This is a genomic window from Candidatus Aalborgicola defluviihabitans (assembly GCF_016705985.1).
GTDB lineage: Bacteria > Pseudomonadota > Gammaproteobacteria > Burkholderiales > Burkholderiaceae_C > Allorhodoferax > Allorhodoferax defluviihabitans.
On record NZ_JADJKN010000008.1, the window covers coordinates 176,034 to 192,380 of the forward strand.

Sequence of the window (16,347 nt, forward strand, 5' to 3'; positions counted from 1 at the left end):
TAACAAAATTGAAAGAGCCAACGAACTTTTGGATCTAAGTGACAGATTGAGATTGTCGCAGCAAACGATTGCCATTAGGCAACACCCGAAATCAAATTGGTCGTACAAATTGTGATGAATGTTGCCACTGCAATACAGCTACAACGGTAGCCCCATTCATCAGACATGCCTGCTTCCAAAAAAATGGCAGCCTGACGCTGCCATTACTTGAAAGAATCCGTGACGAATGGTTTAGCTCGGGCTTAGGGTGGGGCAATTGGCGGCTAAGTAAGGGTTGCAACTCGACCCACTGAAGGACGATACACGGGCCTGGCCAAAACTGCTACTACCACCAAAGCCACTGCCTACGTTATTGCCTACGTTGCTAATACTGCCTGCGGAGGATTGGGCGATCTTGGCGGGGTCTGCACCTGCGCCAATGGCGGCGGATTGCATAGACGACCCAACGGCCCCAAAGGCCACCGCGGAATGGATGGACGCCAAGGCAACCTCAGTAGAAGAATAGGGCGAAGCATTCACCATCGCTGCAACCACGTCAGCCGCAACGCGCCCGTGTCCAAGCAACATGGTTGTAATTGCGCCAGCCGGTAGGCCTGCGGTAAGTGCTGCCCGGGCAATGACTGCGTTACTCTGCCCGGCAGCGACACTATTGCGCACTTCGGTGGCCATTTGGTCCGAGGTCATTCCGGACTGAAATGCGGCCATTGCGGAGCTAGACCCGACCAGTAAGGCTGCGACAGTAAGAAATTTCTGCATTTGGTACCGCTCCCTGTTGCTAAACACAGCAATGTTCTACCAATTCTATCCGTTTAAACCGCAACGCCCAAGTCAAACTACCACAAAACACGCAAAAATCGTGAAAAACATCACGTTTGTGCGACGCTCCACCCAATACTGTGAATATCACTCCCGTATATCGCTCCGACGCAGCGGACAACCCTGTTGCGCCAGTTCGGATGCGGCTACCGTGGCCAAGCCTGGTTGGGCCAGCGATGCATGGTGCCCAATGGCGGTATAGATGCCAGTCAGATTCAACATGCGACGCGCAGACTCGCCCCAGTGACCGCACCATCCTCGGCGTACTGTTTTACAACTCCTAAGCTACCAAAGGTCTACGGGTCAATAGCACGCCTGAGACAGCTCCCGCGACATCTATGGCCACATCGCGCACGCTGCCTTCACGTTCGATGGCGACAAGGACCTGCAACACTTCGGTCAGAACGCCCAACGCAAGTGCCCCCAACAACACGCCAGCCACCGGCCAGCGTAACGGCTGCCCACTGGCCAGAACGGCCATGGTGGCGAACATGCAAAAGTGCGCCAACTTGGACAGGGGAAAAGGCGCATGCAAACTAGCCTCGATCGCATTGCGCGAGTGACCCGGCATTTGGGTGCCCACCAGGAATAGGATTAACAACATTGCAAGCAACACCAAGGCCGCTCTACGGGAAATTCGCATGGTCGCCAGTGTACCGTTGGGGAGCTACCCATCCAAAAAACGGCAGTGCATGCGAACATTCATTGCCACGAGGGCTGGCGGCTCAATTCTCACTTAAACTTTAGCGCTACCACTGGCGCGAGCATGACACAACGCCCTAGCACCGTATCAACACGCAGTTACCTCTCGAAATAGCGGCCCGCATCAGCACCCATCTGGTTGTGCCGGCCTAACAGCATGGTGTTGTATTGGTTAAGGCTGTGGTCATTGGGGTTCACGGCTCAAAGGCGATGGACAACCGAATGGTGAAGTTTGCTAAAGTCCATGATCCCCCGAGGTCCAATGGGCCGTTCAATGCCACCGCTACACACATCCCAAACACAAATTCACAAATACCGACTGGCGCTGCTGCCTGCCGTACTCACGGTTAGCGTTGCCGAATTGAGCACTGCCTTGCTTCAAGGCGGGGTGGATTTTCTGGAATTTGTGATTCGCCATGACCTGGGGCCGCTGTGGCACCACAGGCTGCAGGCCGGCAATGCATTGGGCACACTACCGGCGGGCTATGTGGATGCGCTGCACCGTGCACGCATGGCGGCGGTGGCAGGGTATTTGCCGCAGCGGGCTGCGCTTGACCAGCTGGACAAGTTGTTTGCGGGCAAGGGTATTCCATACGTAGTGATAAAAGGTGTTTACGTGCGGGAGTGCGTTTACCCAGACCCGACTTTGCGGCCCGCAACCGATATCGATGTTTTGGTGCTGGCACAAGACAGACTTGCTGCGGCCAAACTGTTGATCGACAGCGGCTATGCCGTCCATGTGACGCCAGACAATGTGAGCCATGAAGCCACTTTCAAGCGCGGGCTGGTCGATATTGATCTGCACTGGCACATACTAAGGCCGGGGCACACCCGCACCGACACAACAACTGGCTTCATCGCCCGGCGCCAACAAACCCACGGTGTTTGGGGCCTAAGCGACAGCGATACCCTTTTCATGATGCTGACGCACCCTGCGTTCAGCAAGTATGTGTGCTCTCCCAACATGGGGCTGGGGCGCGTGGCCGACTTTTTGCTATGGCTGCAACAAGGAAAAGCTGAGTGGTCTACGGCATTGCAATTGCTGCAGACTGAGGGGCTTAAAACGGCTGCCTGGACCATGCTGACCTGGCTGCGCTTGCTGGCGCCACCCGGTTTAACAGGCATGCTGGACGAATGGCTGGGCATAATTCAGCCAAGTCGCCTGCGTAGGGCTTACATGCGTGCTTGGGTAACGCACGACCTGCCAACCCGGTTTCTGCAGCGCCCGCATTGGATTCAACTGGGCTTTATCCTGTGGATGCACGACCGCCCGGGTGATGTGCTGCGCGCCTTACACCAGCTTGGGCAAGCACGACTGAACCGCCTGCGCGATGCCCGCCTGCTGCTGGGCAGCGACTACCAGTGGGGGCAATTGGGGCCATGAAACGTACCGAGTTTGCCACCATGCTGGATTTTGCAGCGCCATTCAAGACAAGTTTAGCCTTGGGTGCGCTGCTGATGCTGGCTGAGAGCAGTCTGGCACTGGCGGTGCCTTGGCTGGCCGGCAGCTTGGCCCAAGGTATGTTGACCAAGACGGCTGGCACCTGGTCAACAGGGCCCGTTTTGCTGGGTCTGCTGGCGCTATTTGCGTTGCAGGCCCTGGTGAAGTTTGCTAGCGGATTCGTGCTGGGCCGCACAGCAGAGCGCTGTTTGGCAAACCTCCGCGTCAGGCTGTACGACCACTTGCAGGCGTTGCCTCTTGGTTTTTACCACCAGCGCCGCCGGGGCGAGGTGTTAACCCTGCTCACCCACGATGTAGAACGCTTGAATGGGTTTATCAGCGGCATATTGCCAGGCATGGTGCCGTTGCTGTTCACCATGGCGGGGGCGGTTTGGATGATGTTTCGCATCGATGCCCGCTTGGCTGTTTTTGTGGCTTTGTTCGTGCCGCTGTTTTATTTGCTGCTCAAAGTCCTGGGCCGCCGCCTGCGCCCATTGGCCGCCCAACTACAAGCGGCACATGCTGGGGCAACGGCCATTGCCGAAGAAAACCTCGGCATGTTGCCGGTCATAAAAACCTTCACACGCGAAGCGCATGAGTCTGAGCGCTACCAACGCCAGGTTCACCACATCCTCCAGCTCAGCGCGCAGGAAAGACGCATTATGGTGGCGCTGGGGCCATTGCTGCAGTTTCTGGCCGCAGCTGGCATGGTGCTGGTGTTGTGGCTGATGAGTGGGCATTTGCACGAAAGCACACCAGCTGAAACTATCAGTTTTTTGCTTTATGCAGCGCTATTAACCCGCCCGGTAAGTGCACTGGCCAATTTCTACGGGCAAACCCGACAAGCGGGCGGTACTTTGGAGAGGCTTGGCATGGTGTTGGCTGAGCCCCCTGAAGCAATGGAGCCAACAGGCCACCCATTGCCGCCAGTCGAGGGAGCGGTGGAGTTTAAAGACGTCAGTTTTGGTTACCCTGGACGCGCGCAGGTGCTAAGCAAGTTGAATTTTTGCATTCGGGCGGGTGAAACGGTTGCCATTACTGGTACCAATGGCGCTGGCAAAAGCACCATTGCACATTTGCTGATGCGCCTGATAACGCCCAGCGAAGGACAGGTGTTGATAGATGGCATTGATACTGCCGGTGTTTCATTGGTCAGTTTACGGGCCCAGATTGGCACCGTGCCGCAGCAGGTTTTGCTCTTTCACGGAAGCGTGCACGACAATATTGCCTATGGTCAGCCTGGCGCAACCGAAAGCGCTGTTCTGGCAGCTGCAAAGGCCGCGCAGGCGCACGATTTCATAACCCAACTGCCCGACGGGTACAACACCTTGGTTGGCGATCAAGGCGTGCGTTTGTCGGGTGGCCAATGCCAGCGCGTTGCACTGGCCCGCGCCCTGCTGAAGGCACCCAGGATTTTGGTGCTGGACGAAGCCACCGCCATGTTTGACCCTGAGGGAGAAAAATCATTTGTCAGTGAATGCCAGGCCACACTGGCGCACTGCACGGTGATTCTGATCACACACCGCCCCGCAAGCTTGGCCCTGGCGGACCGGGTGCTGCGCTTGGAGCACGGGGAGCTGATTGAAACACGGAATAACGCGCATGCGCACTAAGCTGGCCAAACTGCAATCGCTCACGTGGGCAGAGCAGCGCACGTTGATGGCGGCCATCGCGTGGTTGCCGCTGTTTTGGTTGGGGCTGCGCGCACTTGGCTTGAAACGCTTTCAGGGCTGGGTACTGGGGCCACCAGCCAACGCACAGCCGGGGTTGACCTTGGATGAAATGGTGTGCCTGTCCAAACTGGTAAACCGTGCTGCGCGTTTGCCGCCCATTCCTGCAACCTGTTTGTCCCGGTCGTTGTTGCTCTGCTGGATGCTGCAGCGCCGGGGTGTTGCAACCCATTTGCGCATTGGTGTAAGCAAGAATCAGCATGTATTTGCCGCCCACGCGTGGGTGGAATACCAAGGCACACCCATTAACGATCAGCCCGATGTAGGCGATCAATTTTCAACCTTTTCATCATCATGAGCGGCATTGCAGGCATTATTCGCTTTGACGGCGTACCCGTTGAAGCCGGGCTGGTAGAAGGCATGACGGGCGCTATGGCCTATCGGGGGCCGGATGGTATCAACCACTGGTGCAAAGGGCCGGTCGCGTTGGGCCAGTGCATGCTGCGCACCACGCCCGAATCGCTAGAAGAGTGCCAGCCACTGTGCAATGACGACGAGAGCCTGGTTCTGGTGCTGGATGGCCGACTGGACAACTGGGAAGAACTGCGCGCAGAGTTGCTGGGCTGCGGGGCCGCGTTGCGCGATCGCTCCGACGCAGAGTTGGTGCTTAACGCCTACCAGACCTGGGGCGAAGATTGCCTTGCACACCTGGACGGTGATTTTGCGTTGGTAATTTGGGATGCACGGCAACACAAGGCTTTTTGTGCCCGCGACCGCATGGGGCTGAAGCCCTTTCATTACCATTGGCGCGACGGTATTTTGGTTTTTGCATCCGAGTTGCACCCAATTCTGACGCTACCCTGGGTAACACAAGTGCCCAACCAGGGCATGTTGGCAGAATTTTTGGCCGCAAAGTGGTTTTCCAGAGACGAGACGCTTTGGACGGGGGTTATGCGTCTGGTTGCAGCGCACTGCATGGTGATTGGCGCCGGCGGGTTGCAACTGAAACCGTATTGGGCACCCGACTTGAACGCAACACTGCCCTACACCACCGATGCGCAATACATTGCCCATTACCGCGAATTGCTGTTCGACATCGTGCGGCGCCAATCACGTTCACACAAGCCGGTTGCCATTGATGTAAGCGGTGGCCTGGATTCTTCTGCACTGTTTTGCATTGCAGAACGTCTGCGCCACGACGGGCTTCTGCCTGCCCCAGGCATGGATGGCTATACATTGGCATTTACCGGCGACAGCGCTGCCGACGAAATTGCCTATGCACGGGCGGTGGGTGAACACACCGGCACCATTATTCACGAAATTCCACCCACCATACAGCCGTTGGAGTGGTACGCAGAACAAGCTCAAACCTACAAAGAGTTCCCCGGCTTTCCCAATGCAGATATGGCGATGGGAATATTGCGTGAAGCCGCAAAAAAAAGCTGTGTCCAGATAACCGGCGAAGGCGGCGACCACTGGTTGCAGGGGTCTCGGGAGCACTATGCAGACTTGATCGCACAAGGGCATTGGTACGCTGTGGCCAAACATTTCAGGGCAGACGCATCGGCTTTTGGATCTAAAAATGCAATTGCATGGTTTGCCAGAAATGGAGTCTTTGCGCTATTGCCCATGACGTTGCAAAGCAGATTGCGATGGCTGGTTCATACAGTCAAGGGAAGGCGCCCGCCCACCGCCGACAATTGGCTGGCGCCACCATGCTGCAGGAATTTAACAAACGAAAAGCGCTGGCTACGGCCCAGCCCAACGGGGGCAAGCACAAACCCGGTCAGGGCGATCTATTGGCGGCCCTACACAGAGCTTTGGATGCCCAAGTGTTGGAGCGTGCAGAGCGACGCAATGTCCGCGCAGGGATTGAAATTCGGCATCCGTTCTTTAGCCACCGGTTTATGCAATTTGCCTTTTCAACCCCGCCACACCTAAGGTTGCAGGGCAATATAAGCAAAGTCATACACCGCCAGGGCATGAAAGATGTACTGCCACGCGTCATTCTTGAACGCAACGACAAGGCCGAATTTTCGGGTGTATTCCGGTTAAAACTGGACGCAATGGAAGGCGCATTCACCATGGAAATTCCGAGCAAACGCCCGACGTGGGTCACGGAAGTGGGCATGATTGACCTCTTTGCGTCATACCGCAAAAACCCACAATCTGGCTGGCTGGTCTGGATTTTATGGAGCATTTATGTCTGTGATACCATCTTTAAGCCGAGTTAACTTTGTATCGGGCACTTTTCGAGCATGCCAGGCTTAAAAAATAGGGAATGAACAATGAACAATACACAGCCAAACCAATTAGCTCCCATTCAAATGAAAGGTGCTTTGGCAGCCCAATCGCAAAAGTTGGCTTATGCGGCACCGGTGCTGCAGGTTTATGGATCTGTGGCCCAGCTAACCCAAGGATCAGGCAGCCTCGCTTCGGACAACTTAATGCCCGGTAGTGGTGAAAAGCATACTAGTTCGATGTAGACGGACAAATTGAACGAAACTATATTAGCACTTTATTGTTGTAACCCCTGCATGGCTATTGTGCGATATTTAGAGTGTCGTCAGCCTTCGCTCGTCGGTTGACTTTTGTTGCCAGTTAAATTTACAACGGCGCCTGCACACCAGCAGCAGATTGTTGAGTCGGCTTGCTTTCACCAATGGGTTCTTCAGACGGTCGCAACTGGACGCATTTTTATCGTACTGCGCATGGTTACCTTTTGCGCTTTCCTGATCTTGGTGACTACGAGGTTTCTCACGATGGAACCGAGGTCATTTGCTTTCCGGTGCCATCGGTAACGGAAGAAACGTCACGCCATCTTTTCCTGAATCAGGTTTTGCCACTGGCGCTCGCCAGGCAAGGCATGCTGGTGCTGCATGCCAGCGCAGTAGAAATCGGAGACAGCGCTGTTGCATTTATTGGCGCTTCCGGCATGGGAAAATCGACTCTAGCTGCGAGTTTTGCCACCAACGGTTTTCGTTTTTTGACCGACGACGGGTTACTGCTGGAACCGCGACAAGACGCTTGCTATGTATTGCCCAGCCATCCATCCATTCGTTCGGGATGACAGCCAGACGCACTCATTGGCGTGGAAGTCAACATCGCTCCTCCGGTTCAATTCACCGCAAGGTCCGTTTTCTGGCCGGCGAGTCCGTCGCTTTTTGCGATCAGGCACGACCGCTGCGCCGAATCTATTTTCTTGAGAAAATTTTGACTCGCCACTTGAATTTGTCAGCATGAGCCCAGCACTGCGTTGATTGAGTTGGTGAAGCATTCGTTCCTGCTTGACATTGAAATGAAAGACCTGCTGGCGGCGCAGTACCGAAAATTGTCGGCGCTGGTCAGTCAGCCCTTATGCTACCAATTGAATTTTCCACGCAGCTTTGACAGCTTGGCGGCTATTCGCGCAAGCTATTGTGGAGCACTCAACACATGAGAACAAAGTCCAATGAACTTGAGTGACAGATTTGCGGTTCCGCCAGATGTCATGGCGCGACAGGTCGGGGAAGAAACCGTTATTCTGGATCTGCCAGTGGTACCACTTTGGCCTTGATCCGGTTGGCGCACACGTGGCAAGCCATGGTCGAAGGCAAAACCTCGCGCAAGTGTGCGAGCGGATGTTGGCCATGGCGAAGTGTCACGCGGCGATATTGAACGCGATGTACTGGCGCTTGACAGAAACTATTTGACAAGAAGTTGATAGCCCTTTTGTAAGCGGTTACCCATCCACTTGTGTATTGAACAAGCTGGCGCGGCGCTTGCCGCAGTCAATTGACTCGGCCATAGGTATCTTCCAGCCGCACAATGTCGTCCTCCCAAGGTAGGAGCCCGACTGCACTTCAATAATCTCCAGCGGCACTTTGCCGGGGTTGGCCAGCCGGTGGACCCGCCTGAGGGGAATATAGGTGCTTGGTTTTCGCCCAAGAGCATGACCTTGTCGCCATTGGTCACTTCGGTGTGGCCGCTAACCACCACCCAGTGCTCGGCACGTGGTGGTGCATTTGCAGGCTCAGGTGGCGCCGGGTTCACCACAATGCGTTTAACCTGAAAACGCTCGCCAGCGTCCACGCTGTCAACACGCCCCAGGGCGCGCCACGCGGCGGTGGTGTTGGGCTTGGGGAACACCCTGTGCTTCAAGCGCGCGACCACGTTTTTGACCTGCTCGGTATGGGCGGCATCGGCTACCAGCACGGCGTCTGCAGTGTCGATGATGAGCAGGTTGCTGGTGCCCAGGGCCACCACGGGGCGATGCGGCGCGTGGATGAAGGTGTTGGTAGCCTGCACGGTATGGCCCTGGCCATGCACGGTTGCCGTTTTCGTCCGGCGCGGTCAGTTCAGCGACTGCATTCCAGCTACCCACATCGCTCCAGGCGGCGGCAAAGGGCAGCACGGCAACGTTGGCGGCTTTTTCCATGACGGCATAGTCGATGCTGTCAGAGCGGCAGGCGGCAAAGCCATCTGCGCCCAGGCGGCGAAAGTTGCCATCAACCGTCTGGGCGGCTATGGCTTGCTGGCACGCGGCCAATATGTCGGGGGCATGGGGGCGTTGGGTTTTTCGACAAAGCACTGACGGCGTGCGCAGCGCCCTGCCCCCGCCAACGCGCCACCTGCTCGATGTAGCCATAGCCTGTGCTGGGAAATGTGGGCCGCACACGGCAAACATGACGATGGAGCCTGCCTGGGCGGCAACAACGCCCGAGCGGATGGTGGCGGCAAAGGCGGTGGCATCGGGGATGTGGTGATCTGCGGGCAAAAACAGCAGCAAGGCATCGGGTGCGGCATGGATGCCGGCGGCGGCCATGGCGGCGGCGGTGTTGCGGGCGACGGGCTCCAACAGGATTGTGCTGTGCACGTTGGCGGCGTTGGCACACTCTTGAACCAGAAAACGGTGGTCTTCGCTGGCAACGATGATTTGCTGGGGCTGAGCAGTGCGGCGCGCTCCAATGTGAGCTGCAACAGGCTTTTGCCGTTGACCAACGGCACGAACTGCTTGGGCAAGGCCTTGCGGGACAAGGGCCAGAGCCGTGTACCGCTACCGCCACACAGGATGACGGGGGTGATATTTACGCTGGGGGACGTGCCAGTGGACGCCGTTGGCTCGACAAGAGTCATGCTGTTAATTCCCTGAATATGCTTGCAAGCCTGAGAGCTTACATTCTTTGTTGTACGCGACTATTGTGCCAATCGGCCAGCGTTTGGCTGACGAGCGGTTCTGTGGGCTGCCCACATAGAATGCGATTACACCCGCAAGTACGACACGCATTTTCATGATTCAACTCATTGCCGGTTTTGCCATTGGCACTGCTGACCGTTCTGCTGGGCGAAGCCATGTCCCCGTCCTGTCGGATGATGACCGCATATTGTTGTTTGTGGTGTTACTTTTGGTGCAGTTTACGCTGGTTTGCGTTGGTGATGGCGATTGTGGATCTGGTGAACATGGCCAAACACCAAAAGGAAGACGAGCCGTGGCTGTTTGTCTGGAAGCTGTTGCTGCGAAATTGCAGGCGCACTGGTGGCCGCTGGCCTTGGGCGGAATGTCAGTGGTGGGTTTGGTCGGCTACCTAGTGGTTGAAATGCCCGGGGTGATCCCTGATGCGAAAACGCCTATTGCAAATACTACGGCCCACGCTGTAGTGGCAGAAGCACCAGCCGAAGCGTTAGCAGCAATGCAAGTCTCGACAGCGGAGCCATTCATTCGCAAATGGGCCAAAGCATGGGAGACTGGGCAGACCGATTTTGGACGTGACCATGGCAGCCCCGGCTTTACGCCCGAGGACGCCATGCCCCGCAACCAGTGGGAAAAACTGCGCCGCCAGCGGGTGGACACTGCCAAACAAATTGTGATCGAAATTTTGGATCTGACGGTAACTCCGCTGAACGGCAACCGAGCGGAGGCGGTTTTTACACAGCACTACACATCAAAGAGCTACAAGGATATATCGCGCAAGACGCTGACGATGGAATACGGATGAGCAATGGCTGGATTCTGACTGAGCGCGCGGAACCACTACCGCTGTAGCCATTATTTACCCAGCGCGCCAGAGTGCGCACCAACCTATCAAAAAAAAGCACCGAACGTTTCCGCTAAGTGCTTGATTTGTAACCAAATTTTGGTGGGCAGTACAAGTTTCGAACTTGTGACCCCTGCAGTGTGAATGCAGTGCTCTACCCCTGAGCTAACCGCCCTGAATATGTATTCAGTGAGCCTTAAATTATACAACAACCTTCACGCTGCTTTGCGCCAAACCGTCGTTCCACCGCTGGATTTATCCAATTGCGTCAACACCTCTTCGTGCGCAGCCAGTTCCTGGGCGTTGGCTGCCACGACCGGCAAATCAAATCCGCGCAGATCGATCTTTACCCTGGCAACGCCGCCTTCGCTAGGTGCACCCACATCCATCAAAAGTGCGTCCTGCCCACGGGTCATGTTGATATAGACATCGGCCAGCAGCTCAGCATCCAGCAGTGCGCCGTGCAGGGTGCGCCCGGAGTTGTCAACCTCCAGCCGGTCGCACAGGGCGTCCAGGCTGTTGCGCTTGCCGGGGAACATTTCCTTGGCCATAACCAGGGTGTCAATAACCCCCGATACATGCGCCTTGAACCGGGGGCGCCCCAGCAAGGCCAGTTCCATGTCCAGAAAACCCAGGTCAAAGGGTGCGTTGTGGATGATGACTTCTGCGCCCTGCACATAAGACAGCAAATCTTCTGCCACAGCGGCAAAGGCCGGCTTGTCGCTCAAAAATTCGGTGGTCAAACCGTGTACCCGCAAGGCGCCCTCTTCGCTGTCGCGCCCTGGGTTCAGGTAAACGTGGAAGTTGTTGCCGGTTAGCTTGCGGTTGAGCAGCTCCACGCAGCCAATTTCTACCAGCCGGTCGTCCTTGTCAAAGTAGAAACCGGTGGTTTCCGTGTCCAGAATGATTTGGCGCATGGTCAGTGGTTTTCTTTTGCATGGTTGATGGTGTACCTCGGAATTTCCACCACCAAGTCTTTCTGGGCCACAAACGCCTGGCAACTCAGGCGCGAATTGGGCTCCAGGCCCCAGGCGCGGTCCAGCAGGTCTTCTTCGTTTTCGTCGAGTTCATTGAGTGAGGCCATGCCTTCCCGCACGATAACGTGGCAAGTGGTACAGGCGCAGCTCATATCACAGGCGTGCTCAATGGCAATGTTGTTTTCCAGCAGAGCCTCGCAAATCGAAGTGCCTGGCGTGGCCGTGATCTCGGCGCCCTGAGGACAGTATTCCGGGTGTGGCAGGATTTTGATAATGGTCATTTTGATTGGTTGGGGTCAGAGCACATTGGCGGTGCAAGTGGTCTGACCCGCAAGTTCTATAGGGTTTGAATATTTTTACCTGCCAAGGCCTGGGCAATGCCCCGGTTCATGCGCTTGGCTGCGAAGGATTCGGTGGCCTGGGCCAGCGCTTTGCCCAGTGCATCAATGGTGGCTGCGTCGCTGTCAGTTCGGCCAACAGACAGGGCTGCCATTGCAGCGTCAATGCCGGCGCGTTCTTGCGCGTCCAGCAGGTCTGCGTCAAAGGCCAGCGCGCTGTGCGTGGCCAGCAGCAGGCGGTCGGCATCGACCTGGGCTTCGACCAAGGCGCGGGTGCGGATGTCCTGCTCCGCCGTGATGAAACTTTCTTGCAGCATTTTGGCAATTTGCGCATCGCCCAGGCCATAGGATGGTTTGACATTGATTTGCGCCTGCACGCCACTCACCTGCTCATGCGCAGCCACATTGAGCAAGCCATCGGCATCCACCGTAAAGGTGACACGGATGCGCGCCGCACCGGCGGCCATGGGCGGAATGCCCCGCAGCTCAAAACGCGCCAGGCTGCGGCAATCGGCTACCAAATCGCGCTCACCCTGCACCACGTGCAATGCCAAGGCGGTCTGGCCGTCTTTGTAGGTGGTGAAGTCCTGCGCCATGGCAGTGGGGATGGTCTGGTTGCGCGGCACGATGCGCTCCACCAGTCCACCCATCGTTTCCACGCCCAGTGACAGCGGAATCACGTCCAGCAGCAGCAAATCACCCGCGATGTTGTTGCCTGCCAACTGGTTGGCCTGGATGGAGGCACCCAGTGCCACCACCTCGTCGGGGTTGAGGTTGTTCAACGGCGCATGGCCAAAATACGCGGCTGCCGCAGCCTGCACCTGTGGCATGCGGGTAGAGCCGCCCACCATGACAACGCCCTTCACCTCCTGCACGGACAACCGGGCATCGCGCAGCGCCTTGCGCACGGCACTAAAGGTGCGTGCGGTCAATGCCGCTGTAGCTTGGTCAAATTGAAATCTTGTTACATCAAAATGAATGCTAGCCCTCGTCAGGTCTACATGGAACGCTACTGAATCAGTAGCAGTCAACGCTTCTTTACAGGCTTGTGCGGCGCGCTTGAGTGCAGCCTTGTCCGCGGCATTAACGGCCTCCGCACCGGTTTGGGACAGCACCCAGTCGGCCAGCGCATGGTCGTAGTCGTCGCCACCCAGGGCGGAATCACCACCGGTGGACACCACTTCAAATACACCTTGGGTAAGCCGCAGAATGGAAATATCGAACGTGCCACCGCCCAGGTCGTAGATGGCGTAGATGCCTTCGCTGGCGTTGTCCAGCCCGTAGGCAATGGCTGCGGCAGTAGGTTCGTTGATCAGACGCAGCACATTCAGCCCGGCCAGCTGGGCCGCGTCTTTGGTAGCCTGGCGTTGGGCATCGTCAAAATAGGCTGGCACGGTGATAACAGCACCGTACAGGTCATCGTTAAAGGTGTCTTCGGCGCGGTAGCGCAAGGTGGCCAGAATTTCGGCGCTGACTTCGACGGGAGACTTCTCACCAGCCACGGTGAGCAGGCCCAACATGCCGGGGTGATCGGCAAAACGGTAGGGCAGCTTGTCGATACCGGTCACGTCAGCCAGGCTGCGCCCCATGAAGCGCTTGACCGACGTGATGGTATTGTGCGGATCGCTGACAACTGCCTCTTGGGCGGCAAAACCAATCTGGCGACCGCCCCCATCCATGTAGCGCACGATTGAGGGCAGAATGACGCGGCCCTCGCCGTCGGGCAGGCATTCGGCCACGCCGTGGCGCACGGCAGCTACCAGGGAATGGGTGGTGCCCAGGTCTATGCCCACGGCAACACGACGCTCGTGCGGATTGGGCGCCTGGCCCGGTTCTGAAATTTGTAATAGCGCCATAAATTGTCGGTCTGGGTTCGTGCCATGCTGGCTTCAACGCACCTGCCTGGGGTTCAGATTTCCAGTTTGTCGAAGGCCAGGTCAAGATCGTGTGCAAATTTCTCGATGAACATGAGTGATCGTACCGATTGCACTGCAGCGCCATAGTCGTGCAGTTCATCGAGCTGGCGGGCACATACCAAAAGCAAATCCTTTTGCACGGCATCTACATTCTCGCGCAGGGCATCCAGATCGTCAGTGCATTGGGCCTCGTCCAGTTCTTCGCGCCACTGCATTTGCTGCATCAAAAATGCAGCGGGCATGGCGGTGTTGCTATGGGCGTTGACCGGTGAGCCCGCCAGTTCACACAAATAGGCTGCGCGCTGGAGGGGTGCTTTTAAGCGCTGGTAGGCCTCGTTGATGCGTACCGACCACTGCATGGCGACACGCTGGGCGGCTGCACCATGCGCTGCGAACTTGTCAGGATGGGCCTCGCGTTGCAGCTCTTTCCAGCGGGCGTCCACTACCGCTCGGTCTTGGGCAAACTGTTGCGTCAGACCAAACAGTTCAAAATCAGTGGATTGCAGGTTCACACGCGAAACGACTCGCCGCAGCCGCACTTGTCGCGCTCACGCGGGTTGTTGAAGCGAAAGCCCTCGTTGAGCCCTTCACGCACAAAATCCAGCTCGGTGCCATCGATGTAGGCCAGACTTTTGGGGTCAACCAGCACCTTGACGCCGTGCTCTTCAAACACCACGTCTTCTGGCGCCAGTTCGTCCACGTATTCCAGTTGGTAGGCCAGGCCCGAGCACCCGGTGGTCTTGACCCCCAGGCGCACGCCCACGCCCTTGCCGCGCTTGGTCAGGTAGCGCGCCACGTGGCGCGCGGCCGCTTCCGTAACAGTAACTGCCATATCAGTTGAGATGTTTAGCTTTGTAATCGTCCACGGCCGCCTTGATGGCGTCTTCGGCCAGGATGGAGCAGTGAATTTTGACCGGTGGCAAAGCCAGTTCTTCAGCGATCTGGCTGTTCTTCAGCGCAGCAGCCTCGTCCAGGGTCTTGCCCTTGACCCATTCGGTCACCAGCGAGCTGGACGCAATAGCCGATCCGCAGCCATAGGTCTTGAAACGGGCATCTTCGATCACACCGGTTTCGGCGTTGACCTTGATTTGCAGCTTCATCACATCGCCGCAGGCGGGCGCACCGACCATGCCGGTGCCAACGCTGTCGTCGCCTTTTTCAAAGCTGCCGACGTTGCGGGGGTTTTCGTAATGGTCAACAACTTTTTCTGAATAGGCCATGGTTTACTCCTTAGTGGGCGCTTGGTGTGCGATTAGTGGGCTGCCCACTGGATGGAACTGATGTCAACGCCGTCAAGGTGCATCTCCCACAGAGGGCTGAGCTCACGCAGTTTGGCGACGTTCTTGCGGATGGTGTCTACTGCGTAATCGATTTCCGCCTCGGTGGTCCAGCGGCCAATGGTCATGCGCAGGCTGCTGTGGGCCAGCTCGTCGCTGCGGCCCAAAGCGCGCAGCACATAGCTGGGCTCCAGAGACGCCGATGTACAGGCCGAGCCGCTGCTCACCGCCAAGCCCTTGATGCCCATCATCAGCGACTCGCCTTCCACGTAGTTGAAGCTGATGTTCAGGTTGTGGGGTACGCGCTGGGTTTCGTGACCATTGATGAAAACCTGTTCAATGCCCACCAGACCCGCCAACATGCGGTCGTGCAAGGCTTTGATACGCACGTTTTCAGCCGCCATTTCTTCTTTGGCAATACGGTAGGCCTCACCCATGCCCACAATCTGATGCGTGGGCAATGTGCCGCTGCGCATGCCGCGCTCGTGCCCACCGCCGTGCATCTGGGCTTCCAGGCGAATACGCGGTTTACGACGCACAAACAACGCGCCAACTCCCTTGGGACCATAGGTCTTATGAGCAGTCAGGCTCATCAAATCAACCGGCAGTTTGGACAGGTCAAACGCGACCCGGCCAGTGGCTTGGGCGGCATCTACGTGGAAGATGATGCCTTTTTCACGGCACACCGCGCCAATGGCAGCAATGTCCTGAATTACGCCGATTTCGTTGTTAACGAACATGACGCTGGCCAAAATGGTGTCGGGCCGGATGGCGGCCTTGAACGCATCCAGGTTAACCAGCCCATCGGGCTGCACATCAAGATATGTCACCTCAAAACCCTGGCGCTCCAACTCGCGGCAGGTGTCCAGCACAGCCTTATGCTCGGTCTTGATGGTGATCAGGTGTTTACCTTTGGACTGGTAGAAGTGCGCTGCACCCTTCAAGGCCAGGTTATTGGATTCGGTAGCACCCGAGGTCCAGACGATTTCACGCGGATCGGCGCCAATCAGGTCGGCCACTTGGCCACGGGCCTTTTCCACGGCCGCCTCGGCTTCCCAGCCCCAGGCGTGGCTGCGCGATGCGGGGTTGCCAAAGTGATTGCGCAACCAGGGCACCATGGCGTCCACCACGCGCTCGTCGCACGGGTTGGTGGCGCTGTAGTCCATGTAAATGGGAAAATGCGGTGTTGTATCCAT

At 57.1% G+C, this 16,347-nt stretch carries 19 protein-coding genes, 1 tRNA gene and 3 pseudogenes; 10 read left to right on the top strand and 13 right to left on the bottom strand.

The genetic code is table 11. The features are described from left to right. Window positions 1-231 precede the first annotated feature (231 nt). From IPI80_RS11180 to IPI80_RS11190, 3 genes are all read right to left on the bottom strand, one after another. Entirely contained in the window at window positions 232-684 is a 453-nt protein-coding gene (locus tag IPI80_RS11180; protein ID WP_413860049.1) for a hypothetical protein, read from the bottom strand. Window positions 685-903: 219 nt separating this feature from the next. Continuing rightward, on the bottom strand, window positions 904-1,038 hold the full coding sequence (locus IPI80_RS11185) for a hypothetical protein (protein ID WP_413860051.1): 135 nt from the start codon (window positions 1,036-1,038) through the stop codon (window positions 904-906). Between the two features lie 58 nt (window positions 1,039-1,096). Next, window positions 1,097-1,459 carry a VanZ family protein gene (locus IPI80_RS11190; RefSeq protein WP_413860053.1) on the bottom strand — a complete coding sequence of 121 codons (363 nt, stop codon included), beginning with the start codon at window positions 1,457-1,459 and terminating at the stop codon, window positions 1,097-1,099. Between the two features lie 333 nt (window positions 1,460-1,792). Here IPI80_RS11190 and IPI80_RS11195 point away from each other — a divergent pair, with 333 nt between their 5' ends. From IPI80_RS11195 to IPI80_RS11230, 8 genes and pseudogenes are all read left to right on the top strand, one after another. Then, window positions 1,793-2,902 carry a nucleotidyltransferase family protein gene (locus IPI80_RS11195; protein ID WP_413860055.1) on the top strand — a complete coding sequence of 370 codons (1,110 nt, stop codon included), beginning with the start codon at window positions 1,793-1,795 and terminating at the stop codon, window positions 2,900-2,902. Further along, on the top strand, window positions 2,899-4,572 hold the full coding sequence (locus IPI80_RS11200) for an ABC transporter ATP-binding protein (RefSeq protein WP_413860057.1): 1,674 nt from the start codon (window positions 2,899-2,901) through the stop codon (window positions 4,570-4,572). The genes IPI80_RS11195 and IPI80_RS11200 overlap by 4 nt, the downstream gene beginning before the upstream one ends. Continuing rightward, a complete protein-coding gene (locus tag IPI80_RS11205; protein ID WP_413860059.1) occupies window positions 4,562-4,987 on the top strand; it encodes a lasso peptide biosynthesis B2 protein in 426 nt (141 codons plus the stop codon). The genes IPI80_RS11200 and IPI80_RS11205 overlap by 11 nt, the downstream gene beginning before the upstream one ends. Before the next feature lie 74 nt (window positions 4,988-5,061). After that, window positions 5,062-6,276 (top strand): annotated as a pseudogene (locus IPI80_RS11210) (asparagine synthetase B family protein); the annotation flags it as partial. A 68-nt stretch (window positions 6,277-6,344) separates the two neighbouring features. Then, window positions 6,345-6,863, top strand: coding sequence for an asparagine synthase-related protein (locus IPI80_RS11215; protein ID WP_413860061.1), 519 nt, complete (start codon window positions 6,345-6,347; stop codon window positions 6,861-6,863). Window positions 6,864-6,917: 54 nt separating this feature from the next. Further along, window positions 6,918-7,115 carry a lasso RiPP family leader peptide-containing protein gene (locus IPI80_RS11220; protein ID WP_413860063.1) on the top strand — a complete coding sequence of 66 codons (198 nt, stop codon included), beginning with the start codon at window positions 6,918-6,920 and terminating at the stop codon, window positions 7,113-7,115. 176 nt (window positions 7,116-7,291) lie between these two features. Continuing rightward, window positions 7,292-7,699, top strand: coding sequence for a hypothetical protein (locus tag IPI80_RS11225; protein WP_413860065.1), 408 nt, complete (start codon window positions 7,292-7,294; stop codon window positions 7,697-7,699). Window positions 7,700-7,927: 228 nt separating this feature from the next. Continuing rightward, window positions 7,928-8,068 (top strand): hypothetical protein, encoded by a 141-nt coding sequence (locus tag IPI80_RS11230; protein WP_413860067.1) that lies wholly within the window; start codon window positions 7,928-7,930, stop codon window positions 8,066-8,068. 282 nt (window positions 8,069-8,350) lie between these two features. Here IPI80_RS11230 and IPI80_RS11235 read toward each other — a convergent pair. Further along, window positions 8,351-8,937 (bottom strand): annotated as a pseudogene (locus tag IPI80_RS11235) (cupin domain-containing protein). On the opposite strand from IPI80_RS11235, the gene IPI80_RS11240 reads away from it, so the two are divergent. After that, window positions 8,894-9,202 carry a hypothetical protein gene (locus IPI80_RS11240; RefSeq protein ID WP_413860437.1) on the top strand — a complete coding sequence of 103 codons (309 nt, stop codon included), beginning with the start codon at window positions 8,894-8,896 and terminating at the stop codon, window positions 9,200-9,202. The pseudogene IPI80_RS11235 and the gene IPI80_RS11240 overlap by 44 nt on opposite strands. Before the next feature lie 147 nt (window positions 9,203-9,349). On the opposite strand, the pseudogene IPI80_RS11245 reads toward IPI80_RS11240, so the two are convergent. After that, window positions 9,350-9,744, bottom strand: a pseudogene (locus IPI80_RS11245) (sugar phosphate nucleotidyltransferase); the annotation flags it as partial. Window positions 9,745-9,899: 155 nt separating this feature from the next. Between IPI80_RS11245 and IPI80_RS11250 the strand changes: the two are divergent. Next, window positions 9,900-10,604 (top strand): hypothetical protein, encoded by a 705-nt coding sequence (locus IPI80_RS11250; RefSeq protein ID WP_413860069.1) that lies wholly within the window; start codon window positions 9,900-9,902, stop codon window positions 10,602-10,604. A 139-nt stretch (window positions 10,605-10,743) separates the two neighbouring features. On the opposite strand, the gene IPI80_RS11255 is transcribed toward IPI80_RS11250, so the two are convergent. From IPI80_RS11255 to IPI80_RS11290, 8 genes are all read right to left on the bottom strand, one after another. Continuing rightward, window positions 10,744-10,818 (bottom strand) — tRNA-Val (locus tag IPI80_RS11255). Window positions 10,819-10,858: 40 nt separating this feature from the next. Next, window positions 10,859-11,560 carry a DNA polymerase III subunit epsilon gene (gene dnaQ / locus IPI80_RS11260; protein WP_413860071.1) on the bottom strand — a complete coding sequence of 234 codons (702 nt, stop codon included), beginning with the start codon at window positions 11,558-11,560 and terminating at the stop codon, window positions 10,859-10,861. Between the two features lie 2 nt (window positions 11,561-11,562). Beyond that, on the bottom strand, window positions 11,563-11,901 hold the full coding sequence (gene fdx / locus IPI80_RS11265) for an ISC system 2Fe-2S type ferredoxin (protein WP_413860073.1): 339 nt from the start codon (window positions 11,899-11,901) through the stop codon (window positions 11,563-11,565). Between the two features lie 56 nt (window positions 11,902-11,957). Next, window positions 11,958-13,814: a Fe-S protein assembly chaperone HscA gene (hscA, locus tag IPI80_RS11270; protein ID WP_413860075.1), complete on the bottom strand. Its 1,857-nt coding sequence runs from the start codon at window positions 13,812-13,814 to the stop codon at window positions 11,958-11,960. Between the two features lie 53 nt (window positions 13,815-13,867). After that, window positions 13,868-14,386: a Fe-S protein assembly co-chaperone HscB gene (gene hscB, locus IPI80_RS11275; RefSeq protein ID WP_413860077.1), complete on the bottom strand. Its 519-nt coding sequence runs from the start codon at window positions 14,384-14,386 to the stop codon at window positions 13,868-13,870. Then, a complete protein-coding gene (gene iscA / locus IPI80_RS11280) occupies window positions 14,383-14,706 on the bottom strand; it encodes an iron-sulfur cluster assembly protein IscA (RefSeq protein WP_413860079.1) in 324 nt (107 codons plus the stop codon). The genes hscB and iscA overlap by 4 nt, the downstream gene beginning before the upstream one ends. Before the next feature lies 1 nt (window position 14,707). Next, on the bottom strand, window positions 14,708-15,094 hold the full coding sequence (gene iscU, locus IPI80_RS11285) for a Fe-S cluster assembly scaffold IscU (protein ID WP_413860081.1): 387 nt from the start codon (window positions 15,092-15,094) through the stop codon (window positions 14,708-14,710). Between the two features lie 32 nt (window positions 15,095-15,126). Further along, complete coding sequence (locus IPI80_RS11290) at window positions 15,127-16,347, bottom strand: IscS subfamily cysteine desulfurase (RefSeq protein WP_413860083.1); 1,221 nt, start codon at window positions 16,345-16,347, stop codon at window positions 15,127-15,129.